Genomic DNA, 19,247 nt, shown 5'->3' on the forward strand with positions numbered 1-19,247 from the left:
ATCGTGTTTTTGCAGTAATAAAAAACCAAACCTTTTATGAAAAAGATTTGGTTTTATCATAGAAATCGGAATGACAATATTGCGATTGCTTATCTAAAATTTGAAAAAAAACTTAGAGTCTTAGCGACTTAGTAGCCAGAATCTTTCGAAGAAAACAAAAACTCAATCACTTTATCATACAATTCATCATCATGCATACCATGACCTAAACCTTTTGTTTCAATAAACTGACTGTTTTTCCAGTTGCTGGCTATTTTTTTTCCTTCTTCAAAAGCAACAATTTTATCTGTAGTGTCATGGGCAATCAAACCTGGAACATTAAATTCGGAAGCAAACTTTTGTCCTGAAAAATCTTCCAGTTTAAAGTTGAAGCGTTCCATGAATTTGCTTTCTAAAAGAGAAAACATTTTAGTGTTCAGACTCAGCATCGAAACATAATTGTCAATCAAGGTTTTTAATTCTGATGGAGCGCCTAAAATGACCATTTTGTTGATACTGGTGTTCGGAAATAAATATTGATGATAAACGCAGGCTGCGCCACCAATTGAATGCCCAATAATAATTTCCGGCTGATATTTTTCGACAGCTTTATTGATGAATTCAGCGTAAAGAGGCACATTGAATTCTTTTCCGCTGCTTTGTCCATGAGCAGGAGCATCGATGGCAATAATCGTACTTCCTGATTTTTGAAGGTGGGGCAGCGTTTTTTTCCAGCGTGCTGCATTGCTTTCCCAGCCGTGAACTAATAAAATTTTGGTTTCATTTCCTTTCCAGATATAAGTCTGAAAATGATGCTCGTTGTGATGAAACGTTTCTGTTTCTGTATTTTTTAAAACTTTTGGAAGTGTTTCTTTTTGCAGTCTGCCAATTCTAGGCTGGCTAAAAAGTGCGTATGAAAGTTCAACAGCTTTTTGTGGACGAACGTAACTCAGAAAGTTAATGTATGATCCGACCGATTTTAATGTAATAAAACGAATTCCTTTTTTAATTCCCAAAACTTAAATTTTTTCTAAAGGTAAAAAATGTTTTGCCACAGATAAAAATGATTTTTACAGATTAGTAAAAATTTTCGCCACGAATTTCACGAATTGCCACTAATTAATTCGTGCTAATTCGTGAAATTCGTGGCGAAAAAATAATTGTGCAAAAAAAAAGTCCCGATTTAATCGGGACTTGATATTTAGAATTTAGAGAACAATTGTTCCATTTTTTCTTTTTCTTCTTCAGCTAATTGAGTGTCAACTAAAATTCTTCCAGAATGCTCATCAGTGATGATTTTCTTTCTTGAAGCGATCTCAACTTGAGTTTGTGGCGGAATAGTGAAGAATGATCCTGCAGAAGCTCCTCTTTCGATAGAAACAACAGCTAAACCATTACGTACACTACTTCTGATTCTGTTGTAAGCAGCTAATAATCTGTCTTCAATTTGTGCAGCAAATTCAGCAGATTTCTCAGACAAGAAGATTTCTTCTTTTTGAGTTTCAGCCATAATTGCATCAAGTTCAGATTTTTTATGTTTTAAATGTGAGCTTTTTGCGTCAAGTTTTTCTTTTAAATTAGAAATAACTTCTTTTTTATGTTCGATAGAAGCTTTCATTTCTTTGATTTGCTTTTCAGCCAATTGAATTTCTAATTCTTGAAATTCAACCTCTTTAGTCAAAGAATTAAATTCTCTGTTATTACGAACTGATTCTTGTTGTTTTGTGTATTTTTTGATAACCTCTTTGTGCTCCTCAATAGCAATTTTCTTTGCTTTGATTTGCTCCTCAATCACTTCAAGTTCACCTTTCAGTTTCTCTGAACGAGTGCTCAAACCTGCAACTTCATCTTCTAAATCTTCAACCTCTAAAGGAAGTTCTCCTCTAACGTTTCTGATTTCGTCAATTCTAGAGTCAATAAGCTGTAAATCGTATATTGCTCTTAACTTGTCCTCAACACTTAATTCTTTCGTATTCGCCATATTCTATAAGTTTCTATAAGTACTTAACTGGATTTGTATTTTCTTCTGATAAAATGATGGCAAAATTAAGGATTTTTTTTCGAAGAAAATCAACAATATAGTTTTTTGTATAGCGTTCGCTCTCAAAATGACCAATATCTGCCAAAAGTAATCGATTTTCGGCTTCATAAAATTGATGATATTTTAAGTCGGCAGTCAAAAACGCATCGGCTCCAGCCTGAATTGCATTTTTTATCGCAAAACTTCCTGAACCGCCCAGAACGGCAACTTTCTTAATTTTTTTTCCTAAAAAAGCAGAATGTCGAATTCCGTCGGCAATCATTTTATTTTTTACGAAGTGAAGAAATTCCTTTTCATCCATTTCATTTTCAAATTCGCCAATCATTCCTAAACCAATATTTTGATGGGAATTTTGAAGATCATAAATTTCATAAGCGACTTCTTCGTAAATATGATTAGAGAATAATGCTTTTAAAATTTTAGATTGTAAATGTTTTTCAAAAGTAACTTCGATTTTTATTTCCTGAGTCTCGGTTAATTCGTGGCGTTCTCCAATAACTGGATTACTTTCGGAATTTCCTTTATAAGTTCCAATTCCATCCGAATTAAAACTGCAGTTGTCATAATTTCCAATCGTTCCCGCGCCAGCATCAAACAATGCCTGACGAACTTTTTGAGCGTTTTCCGGAACGGTATAAGTCACTAATTTTTGAATGAAATTTTGTTTTGGAATCAAGACTTTAGTATTTGTCAATCCCAAAGCATCGCAGAATATTTTATTTACCCCAGCAGAATGATTGTCTAAAGCAGTGTGAACGGCATAAATCGCAATGTCATTTTTAATGGCTTTTAAAATCGCGCGTTCAACATAATTTTTGCCTGTAATTTTTTTAATTCCCGAAAATAAAATAGGATGGAAGCAAACAACCAAATTGCAGTTTTTAGAAATCGCTTCGTCAATTACATTTTCTAAAGCATCGTGACAAACTAAAACTCCGGTACTTTCTGTTTCAGCATTTCCAACTAAAAGCCCAACATTGTCAAAATCTTCGGCGTATGCTAAAGGTGACATTTTTTCTAGAACTGATATTATATGTGCTATTTTCATTGTTTCAAGTTTCAGATTTCAAGTTTCAGGCTTCCAAAACTTGAAACAAATTAACGAAAAAAATTATACTTTCGTAAAATGAACTTACTCCGAAAAATACTTTTCCCATTTGCCATTTTATATGGCTTTATAACTTCAATCCGAAATTTTCTTTTTGATAAAGGAATTTTGAAGTCAACTTCATTTGATATTCCGGTTATTGCAGTTGGGAATTTGAGCGTGGGTGGTACTGGAAAAACACCACAAATTGAATATTTAATCCGATTATTATCAGATCAATATAAAGTAGCAACGTTAAGTCGGGGTTACAAGCGGAAATCAGAAGGCTTTGTTTTAGCTGATGAAACTTCTAATGCTGAAATTCTGGGCGATGAGCCGTTTCAATTCTATCAAAAATTCCCAAATATTCAAGTTGCAGTTGATGCCAACCGAACAAACGGAATTACGCAATTGCTTTCGCAGAAAAATAAACTAGAAGTTATTTTGCTCGACGATGCTTATCAACACCGGAAAGTAAAAGCTGGTTTTTATATTTTATTGTCTTCGTATGATGATTTGTATGCGGATGATTTTATGCTTCCGACAGGAAATTTACGAGAAAGCAGAAGTGGAGCAAACAGAGCAAATATTGTTGTGGTGACAAAATGCCCAAAGAATTTATCAGATGAAAAACAGGCTGAAATAGCATCAAAACTAAAGTTAAAAGCTTCTCAACAATTGTTTTTCACTTTTATAGATTATGATGATGTAATTTTTGGGAAAGAAGAAAAAGTTGTGGTAAGCGAAATAAAATCGGAATCGAAATTGCTTCTTGCAGGAATTGCAAAACCAAAACCTTTTTTCGATTATCTTAAAAATGAAAGCGACGACTGTTTGACTTTTCCAGATCATCACCATTTTTCTGAGGCCGATTTAGATTCGATTCAAAACAAAGCGAGCGGAAAAAAAATCATAACAACAGAGAAAGATTACGTTCGCTTAAAAGATTCAAAATTGGTTTCGCAGCTTTATTATCTTCCTATAAAAAGTACGTTTATCAATAAGCAACAAAATTTTGATGAAACAATTTTAGAGTACGTCAAGAAAAACTTAACAACTTAGTATCTTAGCATTTCAGGACCTTAGTTAATCAAAAAACTTCGCAATTGTGCTGTAAAATTCGTCGGGAACAAATGGTTTTGTAATTACATCGTTCATTCCGAAAGATAAAAGCATATCTCTGTTTTCGTCAAGCGAAATTGCCGTTAGTGCTATAATTGGAGTAGTTTTATCAAATTCACGGATCATTTTTGTGGCTGTTGTTCCGTTAATTCCTGGCAAATGCACATCCATCAAAACCATATCAAAACGATTAATTTTCAAAAGTTCTACAGCTTCTTCGCCATTATCAATTATCTGGCACTGAATTGCTTTGTTTTCAAGCATTTTTCGAGTAATCATCTGATTGATTTTGTTGTCTTCAATCAATAAAATCGATTTGTGTTCCAATTGCTTATCGCTGTATAATTTTGCTGTTTCTTCTACAACTTCTAAAGGTTCTTTATTGATGTTGAAATTCAGCTTAAATGTAAAAGTCGATCCTTTGCCAACTTCGCTTTTTAGTTTTATTTCGCCACCCAAAAGCTCAATTAATTTTTTTACAATCGTAAGTCCAAGTCCTGTACCGCCATATTTTCGGTTTACTTCGATAGAACCTTGCGAAAAACTTTCAAAAACAGATTGCAGTTTATCTTCAGGAATACCAATTCCGGTGTCAACAATTTCAAAATAAACAGTTGCACTTTCTTCTTCAATTGCATACAATTTTGCAATTACATTTACATGTCCGTTTTGGGTAAATTTTAAAGCGTTATTGATCAAATTAAGGATAATCTGAGATAATTTTGTTGGGTCGCCAATTAGATTATCGGGAATCGCTTCGTCAATTTCTAGGTTGAAATAGTTTTTATTGGCTGTAGCCAATTCTTTCAGCGAACTTTGAATATTGAATAAAAGCTCTTTTAAATTGAAACTGATATATTCAACTTCAACTTTTGTGGAATCGATTTTATTGATTTCTAGAATTTCATTGATAAAAGTAGTCAGATAATTTCCTGAAAATTTCAGTGATTCTAAATATTTCAACTGATTTTTTTTTGGATTATCTTCTAAAAGCAAATGCGTAATTCCGTTGATGGCATTCAAAGGCGTTCGAAGTTCATGGCTTACGGTTGATAAAAATTCAGATCTTGCTTTTGATGCTTTTTCGGCCTTGTTTTTGGCGAGAATAAGTTCTTTGTTTTTCTCTCTTAAAAGTAAATTATTCTGATTTCGAATGATATTGTTTTTGTACAGAGCCAAACTCAAAAGAGATAAAATCGAAATTAAGGCAATGGCCAAAATACTTACCAATTTTGAATACCGATACGTTTTTAATTGAATTTTTTGATCGCTTTCGCGTTTCAGCGTATTATTGATTGACTGCGTTTTTTTGAATTTCTCAAATTCATTGAAATCCAATTTCGCATTTTTAAGTTTTAAAATATAATTCTCAATCTGATAATGTTCATCAAGATATGAATAAGCAAGATCAAAGTTTCGGTTCTTTTTGTAATACTGACTTATAGCTAGAATAATTTTCGATTTTTGAAATAAGTCGTTGTTTTTGGCGCTGTAATCCAATGCATTGTCAAAATAAACTAGAGCCGAATCATTTCTTTTTAAAGTAGTCTCGATCAATCCAAGCTGATAATAAGAATCTGCTTTGGTTTTTATAATTTTTGGATTGTTTGGTTTCTTTATTATTTTTTGGAAAGTTTTCGCGGCAAGCGGCAGATTTTTTCCAATTTTAAGCGCTGTCGCTTTTTGGTAATCTAAAATTTCGGCATGATCTACAAGTTTCAGCTGTTTTAAAAGACTGTCTGCTTTTTTATAGTAAATGTTGCCAATTTCAAAGTTTCCCTGTGCCGTATTTGTTGCTCCAATATAGTGTAAAGCCAAAATTTTGGTACAAGTCGGTTTTACTTTATCAAATAAGGAAACACTTTTGTGGAAATTTTTTAAAGCGGCATCATATTTTTGCTGATTGTAGTAAATTTTTCCAAGCTTAAAAGTCTGATTGGCTAAATTTTCAGTTTTGTTGTTGGTCTGGCAAAAATCAATAGATTTTTTGGTAAAAAAAACGGCCTGATTATACTTTTTCTTATCAAGATTTGAGTTCGCTAACTTATTGTAATAGGAAACACTATCTGTATTCTTTTTAGTTTGAGAATACAAAAATGAATTTAAAAAACAAACAAGAATAAGAATGCGGTATTTCATGTATGGCAATGCTTTTACAATGAATTCTATGTTTTTCTTGTCAGTAAAATCAAATCTATTAATCTTGATGAATAACCAATTTCGTTATCGTACCAGCCCACTACTTTTACCATTTTATCAATGACTGAAGTAAGTTGTGCATCAAATAAGCACGAATGCGTATTGCCAATTATATCAACAGAAACGATAGGATCTTCTGTGTAATCTAGTATTCCTTTTAAATTTGTTTTTGAAGCCTGTTCAAATGCTTTATTAATTTCTTCGATAGTAACAGCACGTTTTACATTGAATGTAATGTCTGTTAATGAACCATCAGGAACAGGGACACGAATCCCGCATCCTCCGATTTTTTGATGCAATTTAGGAAAAATTTTTGTTAATGCCTTAGCTGCACCTGTAGTTGTTGGAACAATTGACTGACTTGCGCCTCTCGCCCTGCGTAAATCCTTATGTGGCTGGTCATGAAGACTTTGGTCAGTTGTGTATGAATGTATGGTAGTAATGTATGCTTGCTCGATACCGCACAATTCATCAATGATTTTGATCATTGGTGCGGCATTGTTTGTTGTACAGCTTGCATTTGAAACGATATTTTCAGTTCCGTCTAAAATATTTTCATTAACCCCTAAAACAACCGTTTTAATCGTGTCAACTTCTGACGGAGCTGAAAGAATCACTTTTTTTGCTCCAGCTTCTAAATGCGCATTTAATTCTTCGTGTGTTTTATATTTTCCAGTAGATTCAATTACAAAATCAATATTATGGCTTTTCCAATCTAAATTTGAAATGCTTTTTTCATGAAAAAATAAAAATTTCCTGCCGTCAACAATAATCGATTCTTCGTCATGACTTACTGCATAAGGCAAAACGCCATGAATGCTGTCATATTTTATTAAGTGCGCCATTGTTTTGTTATCGGCAATATCGTTGATGGCAACAACTTCAATTTCTGAATGATTTAAAAGCAAACGGAATAAATTTCTTCCGATTCTTCCAAAACCATTTATAGCAATTCTTGTTTTCAATTATTTGGTTTATTCGTTTAATCGTTGAAATCGTTTAATTGTTTTAAACCGTTTTACTCATCTTTGATTAAACGATTAACCAATTAAACGATTAAACTTTTTTATAAAATATGTTTTTGTGCTTTGTATGAAGAACGAACTAGCGGACCACTTTCAACATGGCGGAAACCTAATTCAAGACCAAATTTTTCATATCTTTCAAACTGCTCAGGAGTAATAAATTCCTTAACAGGCAAGTGTTTTTTACTTGGCTGCAGATATTGTCCAATTGTTACAACATCAACATTTGCATTGCGCAAGTCAGTCATGGTTTGAAAAACTTCCTCTTCAGTTTCGCCAAGGCCAAGCATGATGCCAGATTTAGTTCTGTTGATGCCTTTTTCTTTTAGATAACGCAAAACTTCAAGACTACGGTCATATTTCGCCTGAATACGTACTTCGCGAGTCAAACGGCGAACCGTTTCAACATTGTGCGAAACCACTTCAGGATTTGCTTCAACAATTCGGTCAAGGTTTCTTTTGATTCCCTGAAAATCCGGAATTAAAGTTTCTAAGGTAGTATTTGGGTTCATTCGGCGGATTGCTTTTACTGTTTCTATCCAAATGATAGAACCGCCATCTTTTAAATCATCTCTGTCAACACTTGTAATTACGGCGTGTTTGATGTTCATGATTTTAATAGAACGTGCTACTTTTTCAGGTTCATCCCAATCAACTGTTTCAGGACGGCCAGTTTTTACACCGCAAAAGCCGCAAGAACGCGTGCAGACATTTCCCAAAATCATAAAAGTTGCTGTTCCTTCACCCCAGCATTCCCCCATATTTGGGCAGCTTCCAGAGGTGCAAATAGTATTTAAGCTGTATTTGTCAACTAAACCGCGGAGTTCAGTATATTTTTGTCCAATAGGAAGTTTAACCTTTAACCACTTTGGTTTTCCTGTTGGTATATTCTCAATGACTGTTTCCATATATCAAAATTCAAAACACAAAGATAAGGAATGTAGTTTATTTGGACATTTGTTTCTGGGTTAATTTGATGCAATGGCTTTTTTGTAAAACCAAAGTTTGTTTTATCTATTTTTTACCTGAAATGTTAAAAACGAAGTTTTTCAGAACTGCATCGGTAAAAATTTTTCTATTTTGATTTATTTGGAGACTCAAGACTGATAATTATGCTATCTAATTGGTTTTTAATCTCTTAAATTTTATACCTTTATTTGATATAAAATAGCTTTTTTCAAATTAAAATTAGAAATTTAATGTAGTACATTTGTTGTTAAATTGTAATAAATAAAAACATGAAAAAGAAATTAATAGTTTTTGGAATTTTATTTGCCACATTGGGTTTTACGAAAATGAATGCGCAAATTAATTTAGGTGATAAAGCGATGGGAGCGTTGCAAAAAGGTGTTACTAGTTTTACCTTGACGAGTGCCGATGCTGCGGCCTTATCAAAAGAAGCCGTACGTAAATTAGACTCTACTAATGAAATTGCAGGACCAAATGACGGCTATACTTTGAGATTAAACAGGGTTTTTGGAAAATATACTTCAGGCGAAGGATTTACACTGAATTATAAAGTTTATAAATTGAAAGAAGTAAACGCGTTTGCAACTGCAGATGGAAGTGTTCGTGTGTATTCTGGTTTGATGGATATTATGGATGACAACGAATTACTAGCAGTTATTGGTCACGAAATTGGTCACGTTGCTAATAATGACACAAGAGATGCCATGAGAGCAGCGTATCAAAAAGAAGCCTTGATTGATGGCGTATCTTCACAGTCTGCAAAAATTACTGCTGTTACTGACAGTCAGTTGGGGAAAATTGGAAGCGCCATGGTTGACAGCAAGTTTAGCCGTAAACAAGAAGCTGAAGCCGATTTGTTTTCGTACAATTTCTTGAAGAAAAACGGATACGATGTAAATGCTGAAGAATCTGCATTTAGGATTTTGGCTAAAATGAGTGAAGGAAGTGAAGCTTCTTTCCTTGACAAAATGATGAGTTCGCACCCTGATTCTGCTAAAAGAGCTGATGATGCAAAAAAGAGAGCCGAAAAAGATGGTTTATACAAACCTTATGTACAACAGAAAATTGTAAATACTGCTCCAGTTGCAAAAGCTACAACAACTAAAAAAGCAACGACGACAACCAAGAAAACAACCACAACAGCTAAAAAGAAATAAAAAAAAGCGGCAAATTTAAAATTGCCGCTTTTTTTATTTTAAAGATTATCCTAAAACATGATGTGCCAATACTTTTTGAACATCATAAACATTTACAGATTTGTTGAATTGCTTTACAATACTTGGGTTTATTTCGCTTGAAACCCAAATTTTTAATTCGGCATCCAAATCAAAAGTACCTGCAGTTTCAACGCTGAAACGAGTAATGCTTTTATAAGTGATAGATTTATATTCTGTTTTGCTTCCAGTAATTCCTTGAACATCAACCAGAATTAATCTTTTGTTTGTGAAAATAAAAGTATCGCGAATTAATTTGAAACCCATTTCAATTTGCTCGTTGTCAGTCAAAAGTTGACCGTATTTTTTCAATAAATCATCTTGGCTAACAGTACCTGCGTTGCCTATAAGTGCAGAAAATATTCCCATTTTTTAGTTTTTAATTTTAATAAAATTGTTTTGGTTTTAAGGAGGCGTAAAGGTAGTTAAAATTAAAAAAGAAGCTAAGAAATGCTATTAATGAATTTTAAATTACCGAGCATAAAAAAAGCAGAACCAAAGTTCTGCTTTTTCTTTTTTTTCGATTTATATTTTATTCCGGTTGCGTTTTAATTGTAATCGGAAGATTATATGCTGTTCTAACAGGTTTTCCGTTTAAAATTCCTGGCGTCCATTTTATTTTTAATGATTTCAATACTCTAATGGCTTCTTTGCCCATTCCATAACCAGGATCTTTTTGTACCATGATGTCAGTTATTGATCCGTCTCTTTCAATTACAAAAGAAACATATACTTTAAGAGTCATTTCAGTTTCCAAGTCAGGTCTTTTGAAGTTGTTTCCAACATAGCTGTAAAACTTGTCCATTCCTCCAGGAAAACTAGGCATTTTGTCTAATGCTGCAGCAATTACCGGCTCGTTAGTCGCTACCGGTTCATTGATGGTTTCGTCCCCTGCGCCTCCACTTCCTGGCAACACATTTGATATTGTTCCATCACCAGTTGTAGCATTGTCTACAGTAGCATGGTTTTCAACATTAGTTGCAATATCTGGTGTAGCTTGATCAGCAGATGTAACAACAGGATGTGCTAATTGCGCAGCAGTAATTGGTGCTGCTGCAGGTTGTTTTTGTGCAGGAGGTGCAGTTGGTTTTGGTGTTGTTGGTTTTACAAGATCGGGTACAATGCTAACCGGCGTTATTGGACAAGAAATTATTCCGGGGTCATTATTAACTGGCGTCCTAAATTTATTAATCAGCATCGATACGCTTCCCACAGCGGTTATTAACAATAATGCCATAAATAAGGCAGTAATTGTTGTTTTAGAATTTTCTTGGCGTAATTGATACGCTCCGTACTCTTTGTTTTTGTTTTCGAAAACAAGATCGATCCACTTGTTTTCATAGATGCTTGATTTAGACATGATTTTTGGATTTTAAGGTTAAGTAACTTTAAATCATACGCGATAAAATTGGGTTTTAGCAAACAACGCAGAAGTTGTTGTTTTATTATGTTAGAAAATAGGTTTTTTAAGAAAAAATATGATTATATTTTATTCTTTACCTAAAGATAATGAATTATCTGTTACGTTCTATAATTTCTGCTAATAATTTTTTAGCGCGTAAAAGTTTTACTTTTACATTGCTTAAAGGCTCATCAATCTTGAGAGCAATTTCCTGATAGGTCATTTCCTGAAAATAACGCAGCTGAATAACTTCCTGATAATGGGGTTTCAGTTCTTTGATGCACAAAAGCAAGCGGGATAAATTTTGCTCTTTAATTAAAGCATCTTCAGCAGATGGAGTAGGGTCGGCAATATTATAGGCCTGTTGGTCTTCACTGTCTGTGATTTCGATAAAAAGATTAGTTTTCTTTTTTCGGAGCAAATCAATATAGACATTTTTTGCTATACTGATTAACCATGTATTGAATTTAAATTCGGAGTTGTAAGTAGCGATTTTATCGAAAGCTTTTGAGAAGGTTTCAATGGTAATATCTTCTGCAATTGTTTCGTTTTCTGTGCGTTTCAGCATGAATCCGTAAACTTCATTCCAGTAAAAATCTAATAAAAAAGTAAAGGCGATCTGATCGCCTTTTTTTGCTTTTTCTATTTTAGAATTTATTTCCAATGTACCGGTTTTGAAAAGATATTAGTTATAAAGATATTAATTTGTGTTAATATAAGCACTATCTCTACAATTGGAAACCAAATTTTCAAGTCTTTTTCTTTTAATTTTCCAGCCGAAAATCCCATTACGGTCCACGCAACTGTATAACGCGTTGCTATAATTGCCAGTACAGCAATCCATTGAAATTGGAAAGCTAATAAAAGAATAAAGGATATAAAAAAGAATAATTGGGAAGTGTAGAAAAAGCCCAATTGCATTTTGTCAAAAAATTTATAATATTCTGCCGTCGATACATGTCTTCTTTTTTGGCTGAACCATTCTTTATAAGATTCCTTTGGTTTTGAGTAAGTGAAACTTTCCGGATTATATGAAATTGCAGTATTTGATTTGTTTGCAGCTTGATTTACAAATAAATCATCATCGCCAGAACGCACTTGAATGTGGTCTATAAAACCGTTTACATTAAAAAATTCTTCTTTTTTGTAAGCTAAATTTCTGCCAACTCCCATATATGGAGCGCCAATTTTTGCCCATGAAAAATATTGAACAGCCGTTAAAATAGTTTCAAAACGAATGATTTTATTTAAAATTGAACGGTCAATTTTTTCATATCCGCCATAACCCAAAACGATAGTTTTGTTCATAGTGAATTGTGAAGTCATTGACGTGATCCAGCTTTTAGAAGTAGGATAACAGTCGGCATCGGTAAATAAAAGGTAGTCTTTTTTTGAAGCTTTGATTCCTAAAGTTAGAGCGTATTTTTTATTTCCCCAGAAAGCTTCATTGTTTTGAACTTTTACTAAACGAATATTTGGATACTGATTTTCAAACTCTTCAAAAACTTCTAAAGTTTCGTCGCTTGAAGCATCATCAATCAAAACAATTTCAAAATCAGGATAATCTTGTTCTGCTAAAAGCGGGATAAATTTCTTTACATTTTCTTCTTCATTTTTAGCGCAGACAATTACTGAAACGGGAAGTTTTTTTTGTGTAATCTCTTGAGGTTTAGCAAAAGCGAACTTTCCAAATACGCCTAAGTAATAAAAAAGTTGTACAACAACGATAGCAATAAAAAAGTAAAATAAAATTGTAAGCATCTGATTTTAATATCTTTTAATTTCTGAATCTTGCGAGTGCAAATGTACTTATGAATTCCTAATTTTCAATGTTTAAAAACGATTTACTTTCGGCATTTTGACATTTCTTTTGCAACAGCAATAGCCTGAGGGTTTTCGGTTTTTTCTAACTCCGAAATTATGTTTTTATAATTAAAATCATCACGATTTTGAGATAGTTTTTTAGTTGCTTGAATTTCATTGATTTCAATCTCAAAACCGTAGATTCCTCGGGCTTCGCGCATGGTTTTTTCAGATAAATTTTCTACTCGTACAGGGTTTTCTGAATTCGCTTCGTATTTGTCGACTAATTTTTTTAATTGCTCAACCGAAGTTTCATAATCTACAATCTTGATTTTTCCATAAACATGTACGGCTATATAATTCCAAGTTGGCACATTTTCATGGTCGTACCAAGAAGAAGAAATATAACTGTGCGGACCCGTAAAAACTGCCAAAACTTGATCATTTTCTTTAAAACCTTCTGCTTGCGGATTCAGTTTTGAAATATGCCCTTGTAGGATTTCGTTTCCATCTGCATTGATTTCAAGTTCTATCGGAATGTGGGTTGCGCACAATTTTCCGTTGGTCTGATTGATCAGGATGCCAAAGCTGTTTTCTTTCAAAAAAGCTCTGATTTCCTCCTGATTTTCGTTTCTATATAAATCTGGTGTGTACATTGATGAATTAGCTTGGGATTGCGGTTTTTCTAAAAGTAAATAAATCCGGATTAACGCTTACATATAAAATGGTTAATCCTATAATAGTAAAAATGATTCCTTCAAATAAGCATTGTACTGCAAAATCATCAGAAAATGCTGTTCTCACAGGGCGAAAAAATTGTGATGCAATTTCTCTCCTGAAAAATTTAAATCTTAAAAGTATGTATAGCAATACAGCAATAAAAATACTGTTTAACGGCGAAAGTTTGCTTTTCCAATTCAAATAAACTACGATGAAAATACCCATTACCAATCCAAAGAAAATCCAGATATAGACGCTTGGCCAAAAACTTAAAACTTCTTCTTTATTTGGAAATAATCGATTCCATTGTGATGATTTTTGATCTTCAAAATGATTTTTTGCACAAATAATTTTTTCGGCAACAGTATAAAACCTAAGCTGCAGAATTCCATTAATCAAAAAAATCATTCCGAAGAATTGCAATAAAAGAACTCTGATGTTTAGTTTTTTCATCCAAAAAAAAAATAATTAATGGAAATTAGTGAATTTTTTGTTTCAAATCACATTGACTTCGGCTTCAATTTGAATTCCGAATTTTTCTAAAACAGTTTTTTGAACCTCTTTTGAAACGGCTAAAATTTCCTGACCGGTTGCTTTTCCATAATTTACTAAAACCAAAGCTTGATTTTTATGAACTCCAGCGTCGCCAAAACGTTTTCCTTTAAATCCAGCTTGCTCAATCAGCCATCCTGCGGGAACTTTTACTGCGGTTTCTGAAACTTCGTAAAATTTCATTTCTGGGAATTTTTGATGGATTTTTTCAAAATCAGATTTCAATAAAATCGGATTTTTAAAGAAACTTCCACTGTTTCCTAATTCTTTTGGATCTGGCAATTTGCTTTGTCTGATTGCAATTACAGCATTGCTGACATCTTTTAATGTTGGTTCAGAAATGTTGTTTTTAGCCAATTCAGCCAAAATATCGCCGTATGAAGTATTGATTTTGTGATTGCGTTTGGTCAATTTATAAATCACAGAAGTTATAATAAATTGATCTTTAACTTCATTTTTAAAAATACTTTCGCGGTAGCCAAAATTGCATTCGGCATTTGTGAAAGTTTTCATTTCCTGAGTTGTAATATTCATTGCTTCGCAGGAAACAAAAGTGTCTTTGATTTCAGTTCCGTATGCCCCAATGTTCTGAACTGGTGTTGTTCCAACATTTCCCGGAATCAACGACATGTTTTCTAATCCGCCGAAATTATTTTCAATTGTCCAAAGAACAAAATCGTGCCACGTTTCGCCAGCCTGACTTTCAACCCAGACAAAATCATCATCTTCTTTGATTATTTCTTTGCCTTTTAAATCAATATGAATAACCAGAGCATCAATGTCTTGGGTTAAAAGCATATTGCTTCCGCCACCAAGAATGAATTTTTTCTCGTTTTTGTTTTCTTCTAAGATAGTTTTTAATTCGGCAACAGAATGTACTGCAACAAATTGTTTGGCTTTGGCTTCAATGCCAAAAGTATTGTAGTTTTTTAAAGAAAAATTGGATTGGATTTCCATATATAAAAGGCTTTTTAATCTGAGTTCAAAAGTAAGGATTATAATTTTTGGTTTAACCGCAAAGACGCAAAGTTTTGTGCAAAGTTCGCTAAGATTTTTATTAAAATATAGAATTTTACTTACGATTAGTTCAATTGGGTTTTGGTTTTTTGTATGTTTGATTAATTATAAAGACATAATTATGTTAAAATCTATTCTGAGCTTCAAGATTATTATTTTCTTGTTATTCAATATGTTTCTACCGTTTGTTTCTTATGGTCAAATAAATATGGTAGGAATTTGGGAAACCAAAGAAATAATTGGTCTTAGTAATGTTGCTGAGTATTCTTTAAAAGAACAGAAAAGCCTAGCCTTCGGCCATTATTTAGCACTTAAAAATGACGACACTTTTTCTAGTTATACTTTGGAAGAATGTTTGAGTGGTTGTTCTTTGTCTACTTCTGGTACTTATAAAATAATTGACGATTATCATATCAGTATGAATGTTCAAAAAGTTAGTCGTAGCGGACTTACTTGCGGAATGATGAAAGTTGATGAGTCACAGATTATTAAGGATTTAGGGATTTTTTACATCTATAAGGAAGGAGGTTTGATTCGGCTAATTCCAAGTAATGGTATTTTGCAGGATGATAAAGATAAAATGCTTTATACTCAACTGCTTGATTCTTTTGATAGAGAATGGAAAAAGTATAATTATGTATGGACAGATACTAGTGGAAATTTGCCAGAAGAAATTGTGAAAGATTGTGAGAGCAAAAATAAGTTGATCGATTTATCTGCTTATAAAATTGTTTTTTCCAAAACCGAAGGCTATGGAAGTATCTTTCTTCTTAGGCAGAATGAAGATTTTCATTATGTCCTTTATGATGCTTTTAAGAAAAAGGTTTCTTTGGCTTATCCAAAATAAGGTTTTTCTAACCGCAAGATCGCAAAGTTTTACGCAATGAACGCAAAGCTTAGCGAACTTAGCGCTAAACCTTGCGTCTTTGCGGTTAAATTACTTTTAAGTATCAAGAAGGCTATGATATTTTTCCGAAATAACCTTCATATTAATATTATAATTAGCATTTTCTTCAATAAATTTTCTATTTCGAATAATAGCTTCATTTCTAGATTCAGAATTTTCAAAAGACCACATCAATTCTTCGGCTAGCATTTCGATATTGTCAATTTCAATTAATTGTCCGTTTTCACGATGTTTTATCCAGCTTTGATTTCCCGGAATATCTGAAACTATAGGATAACAATTGCAAGCCATCGCTTCAAATAAAGATGCCGAAACGCCTTCGGTAATTGGCATGCTGATGTAAATATTAGATTGTTGTAATAATTTAGGAAGTTCTGTATTTGGGATTCTTCCGGTGAAAATTACTTTATTTTCGATTTGTAATTCTTTCGCTAAATCTTTTAAAAATTGCAAGCGAGTTCCACCTCCAACGATCGTCAATGAAAAATCAATCCCTTTGTGATTTAAAATTCCAAAGGCTCTCAATATAGAATCATGACGATATTCCGGCTGAAGCGAGCGCGTTACAATCGCTTCAATTTTAGTTAAATTGTTTGTCGATGGAGTAAAAAGTGTCAAATCAATTCCTTTAGGAAGAACCAGAACTTTGTTCATATCAACGCCAATTTCTTTCATGTGGACAGTCATTACAGGTCCCCAAGCATGAATTAAATGCGCTTTTTTGAAGGCATATTTCTGAATGAATTTCTTAAACGGATATAAAACAGAAGTTTCTGGCCATAAATCGGTGCGGCCTTGCTGCGCGATTGCGATGGTTTTTGAGCCTGATAATGCAGCAAGAAATCCGTAACTAGTCGTTCTTTCGGCAATAACCATATCTGGTTTTTCTTTCTGAATTATTTTTCGAATAGAAATAGGAGCGAAGAAATATTCTAAAATACGTTTGAATCTTTTATTATTTGAGGTTTGAAGTTCCCAAGTGATAATGTCAAAATCGCCAAATTCTTTTAGACCTTTCATCCAAGTTATAGCGTCGGCGCGATAGGATTCTCCAAGAAAAAGTATTTTTCTTTTCATTAATTAAATGAGTTTTGTCGCCACGAATTTTACAAATTTCCACTAATTAATTCGTGCTAATTCGTGAAATTCGTGGCAAATAAAAATATCAAAATTCTTCGGTATCTAAAGCACGGTTTATAAATTCGTTTAAAGGTTTTAGAGCGATTAGTTTTTTGCTCATTTTTGAAACAAAATCTTTCTGTGTCACTTCAGAAATATCATATTTTTGAGTTGCAGTGAAACTTTTCAGTTTTAAAAATTCTATCGCCGGATGATCTTTTTCGTAACCGCGTGGCATGCTTTTAAGCGAATTGTTTTCATTGATGTCAAGACTTCCAAACTCTCTTTTAAAATCTTTATTGTTTAAGATTTCTTCTAAATCATCATAAAAAAACGCAATTTCTTTTCTGACTTTCTTTAAATCTTCTGACTCAGGAGAATAAAATCCGCCAGCGATAAAACTAGCGCCTTTTTCAATATGAACATAATATCCTGCACGGTTCAAACCCTTAGTTCCTCCCGAAATCCAAACGCCCAAATGTGCTTTGTATGGGGATTTGTCTTTAGAAAAACGAATATCTCGATTGATTCTGAAAGTACAGTTTTTGACTTCTAATAATTCTAGTGAAGGATCCAGCGGTTTCATAACTTCAAGAAAATCACTCACGAGTTGATGATAATCTTTTTTGAAGATTTCGTATCGTTTTTTATTTTCTTGAAACCATTCTCTATTATTGTTCTTTTTTAAATCGTCTAAAAATTGCAATGATTCTTTCGCTAGCATATTCTATGTTTTTGATTGCAGTTGTTTTTTTAGTTTGCCACTAATTACACGAATTTACACTAATTTTTTAATTGCTTGTTGTTCAACTTTGACAAAGTTCAAAACTTTGTCAAAGTTTTAATTAGTGGAAATTCGTGTAATTAGTGGCAAAAAAAAGCTTTACAAATTAAATATCTTATAACTCTGATGCGTTGATTTTACAATCGCTTCTGTTCGTTCTGGATGTGTATCAGAAATAAAAAGCTGCCCGAAAGTTTCGGTATTTACCATTTCAACAATTTTTGCAACACGGGTTTCGTCGAGTTTGTCAAAAATATCATCAAATAATAAAATAGGTTTTACACCGCTTTTTTTCTTCAAAAATTCAAATTGCGCTAGTTTCAATGCAATCAAAAATGACTTTTGTTGTCCTTGCGATCCGAATTTTTTTATCGGATGCGAATCAATTTCAAAAGACAAATCATCCTTATGGATTCCAGAGGTGGTATACTGCAACGCTCTGTCCTTATTTATGTTTTCTTGCAATAAGCTCAAAAGGTCTTTTTCGAACAACTGACTTTCATAAACCAATTGTACTTTTTCTTCAGATCCCGTTATCGCGTGATGATGTATATTAAATATAGGTATAAACTGTTCCAGAAAATCTTTTCGTTTTTCAAAAATCGATTTTCCAAATTCATTCAGCTGCTCATTATATATAGATAAGGTATCGTTGTCGAAAGTATGGTTGAGCGCAAAATATTTTAAAAGTGCATTTCGCTGTACAATTACTTTTTGGTACTGAATTAACTGATGCAGATAAGTCGAATCTAATTGCGAAATAACGCTGTCCATGAATTTACGTCGCGTTTCGCTTCCTTCTACAATTAAATCTCGGTCGGCTGGCGAAATAATCACAAGCGGAATAAACCCAATATGATCTGAGAATTTATCGTACGCTTTTCCGTTTCTTTTTAAAACCTTTTTTTGCCCTTTTTTTAAACTACAGACAATTTGTTCCGTTCTTTCGTTTTTTTCGATTTCGGCATCAATTACAAAAAACTCTTCTCCGTGTTTTATATTTTGAACCGCCAGCGGATTAAAATAGCTTTTCCCGTAGGCTAAATGATAAATTGCATCTAATACATTGGTTTTGCCAATTCCGTTTTTCCCCACAAAACAGTTGATTTTGATGTCGAAATCAAAACTAGCTTCGGCGAAATTTTTATAATTGAATAAAGAAATTTTGTTTAAATGCATTTTTGAGATTCTAAAAAGAAAATTACCGTTTTGAAAACAGCAAATTGAGATTGTAAAATTATCTAATTTAATCGATATAATTTGGCTTTCGCACCGTTTCAAACTCAATTATTTTCCCGCTTCCGCGA

Annotated in this window: 19 protein-coding genes; 3 read left to right on the forward strand and 16 right to left on the reverse strand. The window is 33.0% G+C overall.

Annotation, left to right across the window (positions count from 1 at the left end; all coding sequences use genetic code 11):
- Positions 1-128 precede the first annotated feature (128 nt).
- The 3 genes from FND99_RS14900 to FND99_RS14910 form a co-directional block, all read right to left on the reverse strand.
- On the reverse strand, positions 129-995 hold the full coding sequence (locus FND99_RS14900; RefSeq protein ID WP_144338742.1) for an alpha/beta fold hydrolase: 867 nt from the start codon (positions 993-995) through the stop codon (positions 129-131).
- A gap of 185 nt (positions 996-1,180) precedes the next feature.
- The gene (locus FND99_RS14905) at positions 1,181-1,960 is read right to left on the reverse strand and encodes a zinc ribbon domain-containing protein (RefSeq protein WP_144338743.1); all 780 of its coding nucleotides are present in this window, start codon (positions 1,958-1,960) and stop codon (positions 1,181-1,183) included.
- Between the two features lie 13 nt (positions 1,961-1,973).
- Positions 1,974-3,068, reverse strand: a complete 1,095-nt coding sequence (locus tag FND99_RS14910; RefSeq protein WP_144338744.1) for a Nif3-like dinuclear metal center hexameric protein — start codon at positions 3,066-3,068, stop codon at positions 1,974-1,976.
- Between the two features lie 78 nt (positions 3,069-3,146).
- On the opposite strand from FND99_RS14910, the gene lpxK reads away from it, so the two are divergent.
- Complete coding sequence (gene lpxK / locus FND99_RS14915) at positions 3,147-4,169, forward strand: tetraacyldisaccharide 4'-kinase (RefSeq protein WP_144338745.1); 1,023 nt, start codon at positions 3,147-3,149, stop codon at positions 4,167-4,169.
- A 24-nt stretch (positions 4,170-4,193) separates the two neighbouring features.
- Here the strand turns inward: lpxK and FND99_RS14920 are convergent, their stop codons facing one another.
- The 3 genes from FND99_RS14920 to lipA all read right to left on the reverse strand — a co-directional run bounded on the left by FND99_RS14920 (position 4,194) and on the right by lipA (position 8,361).
- Positions 4,194-6,368 (reverse strand): tetratricopeptide repeat-containing hybrid sensor histidine kinase/response regulator, encoded by a 2,175-nt coding sequence (locus FND99_RS14920; protein ID WP_144338746.1) that lies wholly within the window; start codon positions 6,366-6,368, stop codon positions 4,194-4,196.
- A 26-nt stretch (positions 6,369-6,394) separates the two neighbouring features.
- Positions 6,395-7,393, reverse strand: coding sequence for a type I glyceraldehyde-3-phosphate dehydrogenase (gene gap, locus FND99_RS14925; protein ID WP_144338747.1), 999 nt, complete (start codon positions 7,391-7,393; stop codon positions 6,395-6,397).
- Between the two features lie 101 nt (positions 7,394-7,494).
- Positions 7,495-8,361, reverse strand: coding sequence for a lipoyl synthase (gene lipA / locus FND99_RS14930; protein WP_144338748.1), 867 nt, complete (start codon positions 8,359-8,361; stop codon positions 7,495-7,497).
- 330 nt (positions 8,362-8,691) lie between these two features.
- Here lipA and FND99_RS14935 point away from each other — a divergent pair, with 330 nt between their 5' ends.
- A complete protein-coding gene (locus tag FND99_RS14935) occupies positions 8,692-9,579 on the forward strand; it encodes a M48 family metalloprotease (protein ID WP_144338749.1) in 888 nt (295 codons plus the stop codon).
- Positions 9,580-9,624: 45 nt separating this feature from the next.
- Here the strand turns inward: FND99_RS14935 and FND99_RS14940 are convergent, their stop codons facing one another.
- The 7 genes from FND99_RS14940 to murB form a co-directional block, all read right to left on the reverse strand.
- Positions 9,625-10,005, reverse strand: coding sequence for a PH domain-containing protein (locus FND99_RS14940; RefSeq protein ID WP_144338750.1), 381 nt, complete (start codon positions 10,003-10,005; stop codon positions 9,625-9,627).
- Positions 10,006-10,168: 163 nt separating this feature from the next.
- On the reverse strand, positions 10,169-10,996 hold the full coding sequence (locus FND99_RS14945) for an energy transducer TonB (protein WP_144338751.1): 828 nt from the start codon (positions 10,994-10,996) through the stop codon (positions 10,169-10,171).
- 154 nt (positions 10,997-11,150) lie between these two features.
- A complete protein-coding gene (locus FND99_RS14950; protein ID WP_144338752.1) occupies positions 11,151-11,702 on the reverse strand; it encodes an RNA polymerase sigma factor in 552 nt (183 codons plus the stop codon).
- Positions 11,693-12,799 (reverse strand): glycosyltransferase, encoded by a 1,107-nt coding sequence (locus FND99_RS14955; protein ID WP_144338753.1) that lies wholly within the window; start codon positions 12,797-12,799, stop codon positions 11,693-11,695. Before FND99_RS14955 ends, FND99_RS14950 begins: the two co-directional genes overlap by 10 nt.
- Before the next feature lie 83 nt (positions 12,800-12,882).
- Complete coding sequence (locus tag FND99_RS14960; RefSeq protein WP_144338754.1) at positions 12,883-13,497, reverse strand: FMN-binding negative transcriptional regulator; 615 nt, start codon at positions 13,495-13,497, stop codon at positions 12,883-12,885.
- 7 nt (positions 13,498-13,504) lie between these two features.
- Positions 13,505-14,014 carry a hypothetical protein gene (locus FND99_RS14965; protein WP_144338755.1) on the reverse strand — a complete coding sequence of 170 codons (510 nt, stop codon included), beginning with the start codon at positions 14,012-14,014 and terminating at the stop codon, positions 13,505-13,507.
- Between the two features lie 42 nt (positions 14,015-14,056).
- Positions 14,057-15,070 (reverse strand): UDP-N-acetylmuramate dehydrogenase, encoded by a 1,014-nt coding sequence (gene murB / locus FND99_RS14970; protein ID WP_144338756.1) that lies wholly within the window; start codon positions 15,068-15,070, stop codon positions 14,057-14,059.
- Between the two features lie 232 nt (positions 15,071-15,302).
- On the opposite strand from murB, the gene FND99_RS14975 reads away from it, so the two are divergent.
- Entirely contained in the window at positions 15,303-15,977 is a 675-nt protein-coding gene (locus FND99_RS14975) for a hypothetical protein (protein WP_144338757.1), read from the forward strand.
- Between the two features lie 96 nt (positions 15,978-16,073).
- Here the strand turns inward: FND99_RS14975 and FND99_RS14980 are convergent, their stop codons facing one another.
- The 3 genes from FND99_RS14980 to recF form a co-directional block, all read right to left on the reverse strand.
- Positions 16,074-17,114 (reverse strand): glycosyltransferase, encoded by a 1,041-nt coding sequence (locus tag FND99_RS14980; RefSeq protein ID WP_144338758.1) that lies wholly within the window; start codon positions 17,112-17,114, stop codon positions 16,074-16,076.
- Between the two features lie 88 nt (positions 17,115-17,202).
- Complete coding sequence (locus FND99_RS14985) at positions 17,203-17,880, reverse strand: DUF2461 domain-containing protein (protein WP_144338759.1); 678 nt, start codon at positions 17,878-17,880, stop codon at positions 17,203-17,205.
- 159 nt (positions 17,881-18,039) lie between these two features.
- Positions 18,040-19,119, reverse strand: coding sequence for a DNA replication/repair protein RecF (recF, locus tag FND99_RS14990; RefSeq protein ID WP_144338760.1), 1,080 nt, complete (start codon positions 19,117-19,119; stop codon positions 18,040-18,042).
- Positions 19,120-19,247: the final 128 nt, after the last annotated feature.

Source organism: Flavobacterium daemonense (assembly GCF_007341385.1).
Taxonomy (GTDB): domain Bacteria; phylum Bacteroidota; class Bacteroidia; order Flavobacteriales; family Flavobacteriaceae; genus Flavobacterium; species Flavobacterium daemonense.